The 12,655-nt window shown below is 57.0% G+C and carries 14 protein-coding genes; 6 read left to right on the top strand and 8 right to left on the bottom strand.

Features of this window, described 5'->3' with window-relative positions; genetic code table 11:
- Positions 1 to 70 precede the first annotated feature (70 nt).
- The 4 genes from QQJ96_RS13160 to msrB all read left to right on the top strand — a co-directional run bounded on the left by QQJ96_RS13160 (position 71) and on the right by msrB (position 3,112).
- Positions 71 to 946, top strand: coding sequence for a S1C family serine protease (locus tag QQJ96_RS13160; RefSeq protein WP_284332464.1), 876 nt, complete (start codon positions 71 to 73; stop codon positions 944 to 946).
- On the top strand, positions 943 to 1,302 hold the full coding sequence (locus QQJ96_RS13155; RefSeq protein WP_284332463.1) for a response regulator transcription factor: 360 nt from the start codon (positions 943 to 945) through the stop codon (positions 1,300 to 1,302). The genes QQJ96_RS13160 and QQJ96_RS13155 overlap by 4 nt, the downstream gene beginning before the upstream one ends.
- Before the next feature lie 13 nt (positions 1,303 to 1,315).
- Positions 1,316 to 2,281 carry a S1C family serine protease gene (locus tag QQJ96_RS13150; protein WP_284332462.1) on the top strand — a complete coding sequence of 322 codons (966 nt, stop codon included), beginning with the start codon at positions 1,316 to 1,318 and terminating at the stop codon, positions 2,279 to 2,281.
- A 399-nt stretch (positions 2,282 to 2,680) separates the two neighbouring features.
- Positions 2,681 to 3,112, top strand: a complete 432-nt coding sequence (gene msrB, locus QQJ96_RS13145; protein WP_284332461.1) for a peptide-methionine (R)-S-oxide reductase MsrB — start codon at positions 2,681 to 2,683, stop codon at positions 3,110 to 3,112.
- An 84-nt stretch (positions 3,113 to 3,196) separates the two neighbouring features.
- On the opposite strand, the gene QQJ96_RS13140 is transcribed toward msrB, so the two are convergent.
- On the bottom strand, positions 3,197 to 3,622 hold the full coding sequence (locus tag QQJ96_RS13140) for a winged helix-turn-helix transcriptional regulator (RefSeq protein WP_284332460.1): 426 nt from the start codon (positions 3,620 to 3,622) through the stop codon (positions 3,197 to 3,199).
- A gap of 187 nt (positions 3,623 to 3,809) precedes the next feature.
- On the opposite strand from QQJ96_RS13140, the gene QQJ96_RS13135 reads away from it, so the two are divergent.
- Positions 3,810 to 5,111 carry a hypothetical protein gene (locus QQJ96_RS13135; protein WP_284332459.1) on the top strand — a complete coding sequence of 434 codons (1,302 nt, stop codon included), beginning with the start codon at positions 3,810 to 3,812 and terminating at the stop codon, positions 5,109 to 5,111.
- A gap of 247 nt (positions 5,112 to 5,358) precedes the next feature.
- On the opposite strand, the gene QQJ96_RS13130 is transcribed toward QQJ96_RS13135, so the two are convergent.
- The 4 genes from QQJ96_RS13130 to QQJ96_RS13115 form a co-directional block, all read right to left on the bottom strand.
- Positions 5,359 to 6,093 (bottom strand): DUF4386 domain-containing protein, encoded by a 735-nt coding sequence (locus tag QQJ96_RS13130; RefSeq protein ID WP_284332458.1) that lies wholly within the window; start codon positions 6,091 to 6,093, stop codon positions 5,359 to 5,361.
- A gap of 196 nt (positions 6,094 to 6,289) precedes the next feature.
- Positions 6,290 to 6,898, bottom strand: a complete 609-nt coding sequence (locus tag QQJ96_RS13125; RefSeq protein WP_284332457.1) for a hypothetical protein — start codon at positions 6,896 to 6,898, stop codon at positions 6,290 to 6,292.
- Between the two features lie 20 nt (positions 6,899 to 6,918).
- Positions 6,919 to 7,803 (bottom strand): alpha/beta hydrolase, encoded by an 885-nt coding sequence (locus QQJ96_RS13120; protein ID WP_284332456.1) that lies wholly within the window; start codon positions 7,801 to 7,803, stop codon positions 6,919 to 6,921.
- Between the two features lie 3 nt (positions 7,804 to 7,806).
- Positions 7,807 to 8,523, bottom strand: a complete 717-nt coding sequence (locus QQJ96_RS13115) for a hypothetical protein (RefSeq protein ID WP_284332455.1) — start codon at positions 8,521 to 8,523, stop codon at positions 7,807 to 7,809.
- 29 nt (positions 8,524 to 8,552) lie between these two features.
- Here QQJ96_RS13115 and QQJ96_RS13110 point away from each other — a divergent pair, with 29 nt between their 5' ends.
- A complete protein-coding gene (locus QQJ96_RS13110; protein WP_284332454.1) occupies positions 8,553 to 8,699 on the top strand; it encodes a hypothetical protein in 147 nt (48 codons plus the stop codon).
- A gap of 241 nt (positions 8,700 to 8,940) precedes the next feature.
- Here QQJ96_RS13110 and QQJ96_RS13105 read toward each other — a convergent pair whose 3' ends face one another.
- The 3 genes from QQJ96_RS13105 to QQJ96_RS13095 all read right to left on the bottom strand — a co-directional run.
- Complete coding sequence (locus tag QQJ96_RS13105; protein WP_284332453.1) at positions 8,941 to 10,377, bottom strand: hypothetical protein; 1,437 nt, start codon at positions 10,375 to 10,377, stop codon at positions 8,941 to 8,943.
- 308 nt (positions 10,378 to 10,685) lie between these two features.
- A complete protein-coding gene (locus tag QQJ96_RS13100; protein ID WP_284332452.1) occupies positions 10,686 to 11,708 on the bottom strand; it encodes a TolB family protein in 1,023 nt (340 codons plus the stop codon).
- 391 nt (positions 11,709 to 12,099) lie between these two features.
- On the bottom strand, positions 12,100 to 12,655 hold a 556-nt coding region (locus tag QQJ96_RS13095; protein ID WP_284332451.1), incomplete at its 5' end, for an EamA family transporter.

Raw genomic sequence — 12,655 nt, 5'->3', positions numbered from 1 at the left:
TCAACTACCTGATCGGGCAGTAGCAACGAGCAGCCTGGAGATGCAGATTGGTCTCCCTAGGAGACCGCTCATGACCAAGCCAAACATCCTCGCTCAAGTGTCCGCCGCGATTGTCGGTGCTGCCGCTTCGGTGGCTCCAAGCATTGTTGAAGTTGCCTCACACCGTTCTCTCGCCAGTGGCTTTATCTGGCGCAAGGGGCTGATCGTCACCGCCGACGAAGCCCTCTCTGAAGAGGGCGAGATTTTGGTTGAACTCGCAAATGGCACCCAAAGCCAGGCAAGTGTCGTCGGTCGAGATCCCTCAACCGATATTGCATTGCTGCGTGTCGATGACGCTGACGCTCCATTGCTAGTCACCAGCCAGGAGCCAATCCAAGCCGGAGCCCTTGTTGTCGTCGCGTCGGCGGCAAACAGCGCCCCTCTCGTGTCGTTCGGGGGTGCGCTATGTGTGGGTCCTGCATGGCGGTCGGCGCGTGGCGGAAAGATTGATGCCCGTATCGAGCTTGGCCTGAGATTGCCACGGCGCGCCGAGGGCGGACTGGCCGTTAGTCCAGAGGGAGCAGTGCTTGGGATGGTCGTACGCGGACCTCGGCAGCGGACGTTCGTCATTCCCTCCTCTACGATCGAGCGAGTGGCATCCCTGCTATCGAAACATGGCGAAGTCCCTCGCGGCTATCTTGGCTTAGGGCTCCATCAGGTGGCCGTTACCGGGGGCGGGCAGGGCGCGATCGTCATGAGCGTTGATCCCAACGGACCTGGGGTCGCCGGCGGGGTTCAACAAGGCGATGTCATTGTTCGCTGGAACGGTGATGCCATGCCGACCGTGAGTTCCCTGGCGATGGCCCTTGATAGTCAATCAATCGGCCAAATTGTCTCTTTGGCAATCAGGCGAGCAGGCGCTGATTTTGAGACCACCGTGACCATCGCAACCCGACCTGGCGGATGACCCCTATTGAACCCGTTGTGATCGCCGTCCATGTCGATGACCCGGCGCTCAGGAAACGACTGACCGATCTACTTGGCTCGGTCGATTGGTTGAGCTTGGTACGCGAAGGACAGGATGCCGATCTCGTCTTGTCCACGACGCGGGCCGCGCCGGACAACGTGAACCTGACCGCTCGTGAGCGCGAGGTCGTAGCGCTGCTCGCCGAAGGGCTGTCAAACAAGGCGATCGCTCGGAAGCTGGGTATCTCGGTGGATACAGCTAAATACCACGTCGGTCGTGTCATCGACAAACTAGACGCCACGAGCCGCACGGAAGCCGTTACGCATGCCGCCCGGCGCGGCGTCATTCTCTTGTAAGAGCGCTTTGAACATGCCTGACGCCTTATCTTCCGAGCAGCAATCGTTCGACGATCCGCTTGACGCCTATTCGAGTGCCGTGGTGCATGTCGCCGAGGTCGTCGGGCCGTCGGTGGTGCGCGTAGAGAGTCGCCGATCCACGTCAGGTGGAACCGGATCGGGGTTCATTATTGCCCATGATGGGCTGCTGCTCACCAATGCCCACGTCGTCGCCGGTGCCAGTGATTTAACGTTGACCCTGGGAGATGGCGAAACGACAAGCGCGGATCTCATCGGTGAAGACATCGATACCGACCTGGCCTTGCTGCGTGCCGACATTCCCCGGAACATGGCCGTTGCACAGTTGGGCAACTCCAGTGATCTCAGGCGTGGCCAACTGGTCATCGCCATAGGCAACCCGCTTGGTTTCGACGCCACGGTGACAGCGGGCGTCGTTTCAGCGCTAGGGCGGTCGCTACGAGGTCAGGAGGGTCGCCTGATCGAGGATGTGATACAGACGGACGCTGCCTTGAATCCCGGCAATTCCGGCGGGCCTCTGGTGACCAGCCGAGGCGAGGTGATCGGGGTCAACACCGCCATCATTGGCGGCGCCCAAGGACTCTGCTTCGCCGTGTCGAGCAATACGGCGCAGTTTGTCCTGGGCGAACTCGTCGTCCACGGACGCGTTCGACGTGCGCATCTGGGAATCGTTGCGCAAACGATAGATCTCCCGCGAAGACTGTCGCTCGCCGTGGGAGTTGGATCTCGCGCTATTCGCATCAGTGAAGTCGAATCGCATGGGCCAGCTGCCGAGGCGGGCCTGGTGCCTGGCGATATCGTCCTCAGTCTTGAGGGCGTCTCCATAGCCGGAACGGATGAACTGATCCGCATGTTGGGTGGCGAGCGTGTCGGGAGGCGCACCTCGCTACGAGTCATCCGCAACGGTCGGATTGATCGCGTCGACGTCATTCCTATCGAACGGCATAAGCCCAAGCGCTGACCTGACCGGCCATCCCATGTCGCTGATGACATGGCCGACCCGCAAGCCCCCCTGCCGCCGGAAACGGGGAAGCAGGCGAAACACCTACCTCGAATCTTTCGGATGGCTCCGAAGGAACGTGACTGCGACACTCGCAGCTTCACCCTGGGGGAGGGTAGCAATGGCGTCTATGTGGCTTTGGCTTTCCGGCGTGCACCGAGTGGTGCTCGATCGCGTCCGTGTCAGATCGACTGACACACAAGCTCGGCCCCTGGTCAGTTGGGCCGGTGGCGCCCGCACACGCAGGGAAGACGAGGCCCAACGGCGGCGTTGTGTGGCAGTTTGCCCTGATCCGCATCCGAGGTAACCCGGCATGGGGCACCAACGAAATAATAGGCAGCTTTCCTTGGAGCCTCGCCCATGGCAACACCCGCGGATGGTCGTTCTTCACACCAATTCAAAATCAGTCACACCGACGACGAGTGGCGGCAAATCCTCACCCCCGAGCAATACAGCGTGCTGCGTGGCCACGCCACAGAAAGGGCAGGCACCTGCGCGCTGCTCTATGAAAAGCGCAAGGGCACATTTGTCTGCGCAGGGTGTGATCAGCCGTTGTTCGTCGCAAACACGAAATTTGAAAGCGGAACCGGTTGGCCAAGCTTCCATGAGCCAGAGCCGGGTTCGGTCGAGACCACCACGGATAGCAGCTATGGCATGGTGCGTACGGAGGTCCATTGCAGCCAATGCGGCGGCCACCTGGGGCACGTATTTCCTGACGGCCCGCCGCCGACCGGGTTGCGTTATTGCATCAATGGGGTGGCCATGAACTTTTTGCCGGATGCGACCCCATAGGCGAAAGCCATTTGGACAGCAAGGGCGCCGCTTTGGCGCTCTTTTTTGTGGAGGTGTCTGTGAAGCCGGCAGTAGCTCAGCAGCTCATCCTGATGCCGGAAGATGTGTTTTTCGAAGTTCATCTATAAATGCTGCGCGCACTTCAGGCCCACCTTCTTTCAAGCTGCGAGCCAGGCCGCGTAACTTGGAACCGGGCAAATACTCCTCTCCCCATGCAGCCATTTCCAACAGAAGAGGAACCAGTGCGATGCCTTTCTCCGTAAGGCTATAAATCGCTTTCTGTTTATGGCTCGGGTCATCGGACTTGGTAATGATCCCTTGCTCGACAAGCTTTCGAAGTCGGTCGGCAAGGATATTGGATGCGACACCCTCCAAGGATTGGGTCAGGAGTTCGCGGAAATGCCTTCGATTCACGAAGACGATGTCGCGGATGACGAGCAAGGTCCATTGATCGCCAAGCACTTCGAGCGTTTGGTTGATGACGCATTCGGATCTAGGACTCGTGCGCACGCTGCTTCCAACTCGGATGGACGTTCCAACACCATTCTACGCCAACACAACTAGTTGTAAAATCTAACCAGTTGTGTTATTTAACCAGCTATCAAAGCGCGAGCACCGCCCAACTGGCGCTCGCGTGGAGGGCTGCGTTTTCAGGAACCTGGGGGGTCGGGACTGAAACTTCGTGGGAGGCAAAAATATGAACATGTTCAGGCAGCTGCGCGATCTCTGGATACCTTGCGCTTCGATGTTTGCCCTGACTTGCTTTGGCAATGCCTATGCCCAGGTGAGCTACCAGGTTACCGATCTGGGCGTTCCGAAGAATGACAACTATTCGATGATCATGTCCGTCAACAATGAGGGCTGGTCGGAGATCATGGCTGGGAACTTCCTGCCGGGGCAGGGCGATTCGTTATCCGGTGTACCTTTAAACGGACGCGCACTGATAAACGTCGACGGCTACTACTTCGATCTCGGCACGCTCGGTGGACCGAACAGTTGGATGAACTTTGGCGAGATCAACGACCTCGCGCAGGTAGTGGGTGATTCTGAAACGGCTGTCCCAGACCCGAACGGCGAAGACATTTGCGGATTCGGCACCCACCTTACGTGTCTTCCGTTTCTTTGGCAGCCCTTCCATATGCGCGCCCTCCCAACACTAGGCGGAAATAACGGAGAGGCGAGCGCGATCAATAACCGTGGACAAATCGTGGGAATGGCAGAAAACGGTGCCGTGGACTCTTCATGCCAACCTGGCACGATGAATAATCGGGTTCAATTGCCGGTGTTGTGGGAAAACGGCAACGCCCACGCTCTTCCTACAGTGGATCGTGATACAGACGGGTTCGCATTTTGGATCAACGATCGTGGTCAGGCCGTAGGCTACTCGGGAAACTGCAGCGGACCCATTCACGGCATATTGTGGCAAAACCGCACTGCGTCCGCGCTTTCTGACCTCGGAACCGGTGGCTTCGCTGAGAACATCAACAACCAGGGCCAAATTGTTGGAACAGTCGGCAGTGCTGACGGAACGACCCAGACTGGCGCGATTTGGCAGATTGTCCAAGGCACAGGCGCCACCAAACTCACCACCGTGCTCGGACTGCTGCCGGGAGATGCTGCGGGCATAGCTTTCGGTAACAACAACCAGGGCCAAGTAGTGGGGGGTGAGTGGAACGCCAACTTCTTCTGGTCTCATGCCTTCATTTGGCAGAACGGCGTGATGACCGACCTCAACACGTTATTCCCTGCCAGTTCCAAGCTGTTCGCGACCTTCGCCGCGAAGATCAACAACCGCGGACAAATCGGCGGCATGGCCATCGTATGCAGCGGGTCGCACCAGGGCGAGATGCATGCCTTTCTAGCAACCCCTGTTGAGCAAAGCGTGGGTGAATCGATTGCACAGGCCGAACCTATGTGCCTGCAATCCAATTTCCCCGCAGCGGACGCTGTTACACGATTTTTGAAGAAATCCACACCCCGCGGCCAATTAGTGCGTTAACGAGCGTTTTCGTAGCGTCATTGAACCAGCACGGGAATCTCGAAGGCTGCTTGGTATGAGTCACGTCGCGATAGGCAGCATGGTGTGGTGTTGACAGTAAGCCGCTTTGGCTTCGGCGGGTGGGACATGCCCGATCGGCCCAAGCAGCCTTCGGATAACCGTTCGACAACGGTTCCAGGTTCAGTTATTTCGCCATCACCGCTGTGGCGACGAGTAAGTCAACCCGGAACCGCTCTTTTCTATGCTCTCAATCCGATGCATGGCCACGGACGGAGCGCGCGCTCTCTTTCCATTTTGCAATATTCACACCCATCACGATCAGCCATACGCAAAGCGCCAGTTCTGCGATGAGATCAGGTAGGAGAATGAATTCAGGTATCAGGCCTGGTGCAAGAAAGTAACCGAAGCTATTGATCAACAGGCAAGGGCAGGCAATCACGATAAGAATGCCTATGATCTTTGGAAGATAACCTGACTTGAAAACCAAGTAGCCAAGAAAAAAACAGTGGCAGCCAAAGAAAACCATGCTTGCCACCAGGCCTGCTGTAAGCGAATGCATGTTTAGCAAAGCCATGGCTTGCAATTGGCTTGTACTGAAGGCCGTGAGGTATGGGCTGTCGCCTAGGATAAGTAGTGGTGCGAAACCGTGGAGTTCGCTGGCCGCCATGGTGGCGTCGCCTAGGAGCGCGAAAAGCATCACAAGCAGCGCCATGTGCTTATTCACAGGTCTTAGCAATAGGTAAAACATCATCTCCATGGGGATGTCACAAACGATCGTTGCGAGGTCCGCTGAAAAACCAAGGCGAAACAGCAACCCGTTGGCCATGATGGCGTGGGCGCTGGCCGATGCGTCGCCGTAATTGATGAGCCTTTCTCGTACGAAGAACTCAGCGAAAAAACCTGCTGCGATAACGACCAGGTAGAGCCATCCAGCTGCTCTGGCGTAGATTTGTGGCGAGTCGATATCCGCGCGGTTTTCCATGGTTTTTCCACGCCCCTGAAACGTATGCCAGCACTAGTTCTGACCTATGCGAATACGAGCCGTGCATAGAATATGCATTGCAATGGCGAAGTAAAATGCGCGCTTTCGGCGGGGTTTTCGTGTGCCACAAGTACTCTCTAGCCATCATTTCGAAAGCGGAAAGGCATAAGCAGCCCATTGGCACTGCATCCAGCGACTAAACCTTCGCGGCTTCTCGCGCCTCCGTCTGGTTGTTGTCTTGTTTCTTCAAAATCGTTCGCCACACGATGGTTGCTCCTGCAGCGAGTAAGGGTGGTAGCGCCACGAACACTGTGGTTACCGCGCCACTACGCGCAATCGAGGACGTCAGCACACCAACTGCTATGCCAAGCTCGATGCCAGCGGCCACGAGTGCAGCGAATGCATAGTGGTATCGGGCCCATGTCGCCCAACTGTCCGCGCTGAACAGAAGATCTTTGGTCGAGTCCACACCTATATCGACATCCTGGATCGACAGCGTTAGCTGCCCGTAGTGCCAAGCCAGCTCGGAGCGCTGGAGGTAGAACAGGAGTGCGGCAAGAAATACGAGAGCTGCGGCTGCTAGAACGTAGTAGTAGGAGGTGTACCACAACGCTTGGAACCATTGGGCTTGAGGTTCATTCGTGGCTACCTTGGCCGCGACACCTAGGGCCGCGACGCAGAAGGCCGACAACAATCCCATGATCGTCATCTCAACTTTCAAGTAGTCGAGGAACAGCTTGAGCCTGTCGAGCGCATCAGCCACCGCTGGGCGGGCAGGGGTGTCAATCGCGTGAGGAACTTCCATACGGAATTCTCCATTTCGGCTTACGGTTTGTGTAAGAGAAACGTCGTGGCAGCGCCCGCTGACCACGCGGGCTTCCACACCTCGTTCGATAGGTTAGTCAGGTCGACTGGCACTCCGGAGTCCGGCCCAGGCGCAGGAACTGGTAACGGCAATTCTGGTGCGATTGCCTGACCCGGCAAGTAATCGGTATGCCCAAAATTCCATCCGTCAGGAATCTGCCAGGAGTCAATACTGAGGTTCGGCGGCGTCGGTCTAGCAGGCCCGTTGCGACCCAGGGGTGAGCGATCGTAGGGATGACCATGCATGACGATTTCGCCGATGAGATTGCCGGCGGGAAATGCCCACTCCAAAACACGGTCGCATCTTGATGCTACAACGTGGATCCTGGAGATCTTTGCCGCAGCATCAGCGTATTCCCTGGCGAAGCAGTCGTCTTCGATCGCTCCTGCCATCAGGACGACGCATTGGGTGTCGCTTTCGAGCCCGCGCACCGCCTCAAGGACCATGCGTGCTCCCAAACTATGCGCGACGAACGAATAGCTTTGCGCCTGTTTCGCATACTGGTTCAGATAATTCGCGAGGAGTTGGCCGCTTGAGATGGCCTCGGGACCTTCGTAAACGTAGTCTACAAATATCTCCAATCGGCAGTCGCCCGGCCATAGAATGCCTACATAGATCCACGAATCGGGTAGCGCATAACGGTCACTCCAGGTGGTCAAATCCTGGATTCCATTCGCCTGGTCGACATTGAATCCATGGGTAACGAACACCACGTTGCGGCCGGCAATGCGATTGGCGAATTCCTGTGGCGAGACGTACCTGGTGCCATCATCCCAAGACGTGGCCTCGCCGGCGACCATTCCGCCGCTCGGTGATGCACGCAAATTAATAAAGAGTATCGACATATCTCAGCTCCTGAGGGATTGTGCCACCTTGACTCCAGCTGCCAATGCACTGGAGAGGTCCTTGGTTATAGGTGCCAAAGGTGTCGCCAGAAATCCAGCAAGGAGCGCCCGCCACATGTCTGCGGTTCCGAGATAGTTGAGCATCAACCCGCCACCGTTATCGCTGCCGTAGTTGATCCATCCACCGAAAAACGCGAGAACGATCGCTACGAACATTGCGGTCAGCTTGGCAGCGTTTCGATACCGCTGGTCCGCGTGCTGGTATTTCCCATCCAGGATCGCCGTCAACGCTAGATCGAATCGGCCTAGGGCATTGCTTTCTTCCGATGTCAAGGAGGCGCCAGTCGCCATCTTCTGACCGGCGCTAGTCAGTGAGGGCGAATCCACAGCCGTCGCTTTCGCGAAGTCGGGTGCCGTCGTCGAATTGAGTCGGAGCTTGATCAGCGACTTCGCAATGGCCTTTTGATCGGCAAGCGCAGTTCCGTTGATCCAGTTCCCATGTAAGGTTTCAAACAACTGTTTCAGATCGGCTGGCGCATTCTTTCTGGTCGCATCCTTGAAGAAGATCTGAATTGCTTGCTCGATGTAGATGTATCCTGCGTTGGAAATGCCGCCGCTTGGAAGCATCTTGAAGGAATCGACGAGACCAAACGCAGCAGTGCCCAGTGCACCAACGGCAGCGATCGCTGCTCCCAGGCTGGCGGTATCCCATAAGCTCATGAACTTCTCCCCAAAGTTTGGCTGAGTGGATGCGCGATCATCGTGATGGCCGTCTGGCGCCGCAAAACATTGGCAAGCAGGCGACCATTTCAATGGATCATGTGACCAAAGACGGAACTCAGGCGAAGTACGATCGATCAAAAATGCATCGGTGCGCCGGCATTACCTACGTGTAACTGCAAGCTAGATCGAATCAGCGTGGGTGCTCTATGAAGTTGTATTTGTCGGCATCTTGCGGCGCATATGTGTTTCCTCGCAGTCATCCACTTCCCGCTTCGGGCGCACCGACCGTATGAGCGGTCTGGTGGCGCAAGCGGAGCCACGCATCATTCGAGTCTCCAAGTATGCGCTCATAGGCATCGAATAGCTGATCGAGCATCTTGTCATGGTGGCACGTAGGAGTTTAATGCCGATCAATTACTTTATCGATCGAATCGAACTCTGCAATTGAAGTGGCTGGAACTTCTGCAAATGAGTGGATGATCCGATCCAAAGTTCAATCAAGCCTGGTTTAGGCGGAGGCATAAAATCAAACAAAGGCTCCTTTACGGGAGCTTGCCCAAGAATAGGTGCTATCAACGACCTTAGCTGATCAACGAAAGCCTCGTCCGCTTGTCGGTAGTAGCGAATGAAGCTATATGTCGTATCGCCTTTTCGCTCGACACGGCCGAGTGCCAGCGTTTTGCCATAAGCTGCTCGTAGCGCCTGTACTAAATCATTGCCTTTCGCACGGTCCGCTTCGTCTGCGACCTGAATGTATAGTCGACGTTGCCCGTCCTGAGCGGAGGTCACCGGAAATTGTGGCCGACTCGTCACACCAACGGCCAAGGCCGTGGGGCCTTCCGCCGCGCGCTCCTGCTCTTGGGTTTTTTGCGTCAGAACATCCACGATCTTCGCGAAGTTATCCGGATCATTCGCCATTCCCAAGGTAGCGATCTCTGTGATGCTGTCCGCAACCTTAAGCATCACCGCATCACTGTAGTGCGCTGCAGGAGTTTGTGGATCACCCGCCATATTTGCGACAGTACTACCTTTACCGTCATGCACCGCTCCCCCGTCAGTAGTGTTAGCCGATAGCTCTTGTAGGAATACTTTTCCATGGTCGGCTAGTGCCTGGGATGACGTTGCATCCGATTGATCTTTTTGGCACTTTTCCTGCAATTGTGTATCGGTGATATCGCTACAGGTGGGGTCCTTCCCGTCGACACCCTTCACCCCCTTCAAATCTGTTTTGACGACATTTGCCAGCTGATCGGCCTTCGCCTGCTTCGCATCGACGTCCTTCTTGATATACGCGATAGCGTTCGCGGTGGGCGCTGAGGCCGAGAAGGCCTCTGGCTCCAATGGCGATTGCACCATGGATGAAAGGTTCTCAATCGCACTCAATGCGACCACGATGCGTTGATCCATTACGGATAGGGCAAGGTATTGAGCGTCACCAATGGATCCGCCCTGCCATTGGGAGCAATGATCTTCGTGAATGCTGTTGAGAAGATTGTGTGCCTGGGAGCGCTGAATCTGGCGTCCCGATTCTTGAATGGCATACGCCATGGACCCGCTAATTTCAGGATCAGGTTTGGCACTTTGAAAGCTCAATCCACCCTGTACGTTTGCACCCATCAAGGTATACACGTCAGATGGAATATCACGACATTCTTTTAGTCGCCACTCGTTCCCCACTTTTACCTGAGCGAGCGTGTGGCTACGAGCTCGCACATCAGTGGCGATGACAGTGACTTTCATATCCGCATCATCGAACACACGATCTTTTCTGTGGATGCTTAGCTGGTTCGCCGTACAGCCGCCAAGCGCAATAAAACCACCGATCAGCCAGACATGACTCAGCGTGCGCATGACTACAACCCCCTATTGCAGACATTAGCGGGGCAAGGCTAGCAGCAAAGCCATTTCGCTGCATGTAGGGTTTGTCCCACAGCGAACGGCACGGACGTGAGCGTTGGATTCCTGATCAGGCTTCGCTCAAGAAGATAAAAAGCTAGCCGGCGGGTTTGACGGCTGCGGCCTCGCTAAAAAATTGTTAAGCTAATCGGAGACACCCATGAATTAGTCCTCCGCTGAAACGTTCGTGTGACAAGGGAAGTTAGCTTGCTGTGGCATCGCGCTTGACGTTCAAATAGTGGATGGCCCCTATTGCTTGTTCGTCATAAGGGCGGCCTCTCGTTGTTCCGGCTCGCCTTCAACCAGGGATCGAGCGAGATCTGCCAGATGCCGGAATTCCCGGTGACGTAGACATTGTGCCCGTCCGGCGCGAGATGTGATCCCCATGGCAAATCCTTGTTGAGATCATCCCCAAGATCAATGGGTTCACCCCAATGATCGCCATCGCGGAACGCGATTTTCAGGCGGCCGAGCCCGCCTTTGATCCTTCCGCTGTCGAACACAATAAATGACTGATCGGGAGCTATAGCTGGATCGTGCAGCGTTTCAGAGGGCTTGCCTAATATCACGCGCTCCGGTGATTGATATTGGCCGTTCTTATAAGCGGAACGCCAGAACTGCATCGCTTTTCCCTCCGCGTTCCAGCGCATGAAATACAGCGTGTTGTCGCTGGCGATGCTCGCGAAATCGATGAAAACATCGCTGTTGACGATGGCGCCTAGCCACACGGGCTTGCCCCAGCCATGCGTTGTGCGGTCGACACGCCAGATGTTCGCGCCTGGCGCCGTGACACCACCGCCGAAATAGTTCTGTGTCAGTGGCTTTCCGCCCGGCTGGGTGGGGCGATCTGAGTTGAACAGCATGTAGCTCCCGTCAGGCGAAACTACTGGGTCTTGGTCGAACCATTGGCCGGAGAAACTCGCAACCTCGGGTTTTGACCAATGGTTGGCGACACGATGCGCAATCATCACCGTCTTGTGCGGACCTTCGCTGCGATCGAAGAACACGGTGCTGCCATCCGGTGTGAAGGCAAGCGTGTCGTCACTGTCGGAATGAATGACGCCACCCAATGTTACCGGCACGGCGACGACGCCAGCGAAAGCACTCGTTGCCACGAACATGATAGTGACGAGGGCAGCTGCCACAATTGGGTGTATCCAAGAAGAGCCTCTGTCGGGAGTGGCTTGGAACTTGCTGCTTGGGTAGTACTTGTGAGCCTCAAAGCAAGTCATCTTCAATCCTCGTCTTGTTGGTTCTTCATATGCTTCGTGTTCTTCGTGGCCCATTGTCTTTCTCGTCCGCCTTTGTCGTGCTTGTGAGCGAAACGGGCGAGCTAAGGCATCGCATGGCGTTCGTTGAAAGCTGTGTCAGTCCTCGATCCCGCGCGCACGCTGCCCACTCAGCCGCCATGGAAATAATGAGTTTTTATTTTTCAATAGCGTGGCCCCTCGCGCCGCTGCTTTGTGGCGAACGGTGGCATTCACGTGGCGAGCGGCCGATAGCGAAGGTGTACCCGGCTTGCCGCTCGCGCCGGAGATGTTCCCCAACGCGCCCGGCATGATGGATGCGCCGGTGGTCGGCTGGTAGGGGCTCGATGTCCGCTTCGACACCCGCGGCATCACCGGCGACAGAGCACGCTCAGCGGCTCGTACCTGTTGCGCGGCTTCGGCGAGGGCATCAAGACCTACGTTGAGATCGGCTATTCGTACTGAGGTTGGCGAGCGCGACGCCGGCGAGGATCGCCGCCGCGCCGACGAGACCGTTCGCGGGCAGGTGCTCGCCGGCGAGCCAGCTGCCGAGCGCGATCGCGAGGATCGGATTGATGTACGCATACGTCGAGACCTTGGCCGGCGACGCGTGGTTCATGAGGAACACGAACGCCAGGTACGCGATCAGGTTGCCGAACACGATGAGGTACGCGAGTGCGAGTAGGCCATCGCCGGTCGGCGCCAGTTGCGCGAGCTCGCCGCGGCCGAGGCCGATCGCGATCAGCGGCAGCGCGCCGAACAGCATCTGATGGCTCGCGATCGTCATCGCGGGCAAGGCGCGCAGGCGATGGCGCGCCCACAGGCTACCCGCGGCCCACGCCACCGCCGCGATCAGCGAGATTGCGATGCCCGACGCGCTCGCGCCGCCGTGCACGGTCGGCACGATCACGATCGCGAGGCCGGCGAAGCCGAGCACGAGGCCGAGCGCGCCGAGACTCGTCGGCCGCTCGCCGCTGGGCAGCAAC

It is taken from the genome of Dyella flagellata, assembly GCF_030160275.1.
GTDB lineage: Bacteria > Pseudomonadota > Gammaproteobacteria > Xanthomonadales > Rhodanobacteraceae > Dyella_B > Dyella_B flagellata.
This window is presented reverse-complemented; position numbering and strand designations above follow the sequence as displayed.

What these genes read in the sequence shown, in the direction of transcription:
- QQJ96_RS13135 (WP_284332459.1), top strand. Translation starts at nt 3,810, where the DNA reads ATGAACATGTTCAGGCAGCTGCGCGATCTCTGGATACCTTGCGCTTCG.
- QQJ96_RS13110 (WP_284332454.1), top strand. Translation starts at nt 8,553, where the DNA reads ATGCGCGATCATCGTGATGGCCGTCTGGCGCCGCAAAACATTGGCAAG.
- QQJ96_RS13125 (WP_284332457.1), bottom strand. Translation starts at nt 6,898, where the DNA reads ATGGAAGTTCCTCACGCGATTGACACCCCTGCCCGCCCAGCGGTGGCT.
- QQJ96_RS13105 (WP_284332453.1), bottom strand. Translation starts at nt 10,377, where the DNA reads ATGCGCACGCTGAGTCATGTCTGGCTGATCGGTGGTTTTATTGCGCTT.
- QQJ96_RS13100 (WP_284332452.1), bottom strand. Translation starts at nt 11,708, where the DNA reads ATGGGCCACGAAGAACACGAAGCATATGAAGAACCAACAAGACGAGGA.
- QQJ96_RS13150 (WP_284332462.1), top strand. Translation starts at nt 1,316, where the DNA reads ATGCCTGACGCCTTATCTTCCGAGCAGCAATCGTTCGACGATCCGCTT.
- QQJ96_RS13160 (WP_284332464.1), top strand. Translation starts at nt 71, where the DNA reads ATGACCAAGCCAAACATCCTCGCTCAAGTGTCCGCCGCGATTGTCGGT.
- QQJ96_RS13115 (WP_284332455.1), bottom strand. Translation starts at nt 8,523, where the DNA reads ATGAGCTTATGGGATACCGCCAGCCTGGGAGCAGCGATCGCTGCCGTT.
- msrB (WP_284332461.1), top strand. Translation starts at nt 2,681, where the DNA reads ATGGCAACACCCGCGGATGGTCGTTCTTCACACCAATTCAAAATCAGT.
- QQJ96_RS13155 (WP_284332463.1), top strand. Translation starts at nt 943, where the DNA reads ATGACCCCTATTGAACCCGTTGTGATCGCCGTCCATGTCGATGACCCG.
- QQJ96_RS13130 (WP_284332458.1), bottom strand. Translation starts at nt 6,093, where the DNA reads ATGGAAAACCGCGCGGATATCGACTCGCCACAAATCTACGCCAGAGCA.
- QQJ96_RS13120 (WP_284332456.1), bottom strand. Translation starts at nt 7,803, where the DNA reads ATGTCGATACTCTTTATTAATTTGCGTGCATCACCGAGCGGCGGAATG.